1 protein-coding gene is annotated in these 584 nt (G+C 55.1%); it reads right to left on the reverse strand.

From position 1 onward, the window contains the following. Positions 1–584: peptidase dimerization domain-containing protein (locus tag ACO0K9_RS28055; RefSeq protein ID WP_422990691.1), on the reverse strand; the 584-nt coding region annotated here is incomplete at both ends.

A 584-nucleotide genomic window follows, 5' to 3' on the forward strand; every position in this document is an offset into this window, starting at 1 on the left:
CCAGGCAGGGGGCGCATGGAATTGGCCAGCAGCAGGCGTTTGATATCGACGCTGATGCCGGGCAGGCTGGCGGCAGTGTCATTGATGATTTTGCGCAGGGTGGCTTCGACTTCTGTCGGGTTTTCTTCCGGGATCATGCGGCGGTCCAGCTTGAAAGTGACACGCCCAGGGATGACATTGGTATTGGTGCCGCCTTCTATCGTGCCGACATTCAGGTAAGGGTGGGTAATGCCTTCCACCTTTGACGTAATTTGCTTATACAGGGTGTTTTGCGCATACAGGGCGTTCAGGATCTTGACGGCAGCCTGCAGGGCATCCACGCCAGAATCGGGGATTGCCGCATGCGCCATCTTGCCATGCACCGTTACTTCCATCTGCAGGCAACCATTATGGGCGGTGATGACCTGGTAAGAGAAACCGGCGGCTATCATCAGGTCTGGCTTGATCAGATTGTGCTTCAACATCCAGCCGGGGCCGACTTCGCCACCAAATTCTTCATCATAGGTAAATAACAATTCCAGCGTGCCAGTCTTGGGCTTGGCGACAGCTTCCAGTGCACGCAGGGCAAAGGTGTAGGTAGAAAA

Origin of the sequence: Undibacterium sp. Ji50W (assembly GCF_049340445.1) — a bacterium.
In the GTDB taxonomy this organism is placed as follows: Bacteria; Pseudomonadota; Gammaproteobacteria; order Burkholderiales; family Burkholderiaceae_D; genus Undibacterium.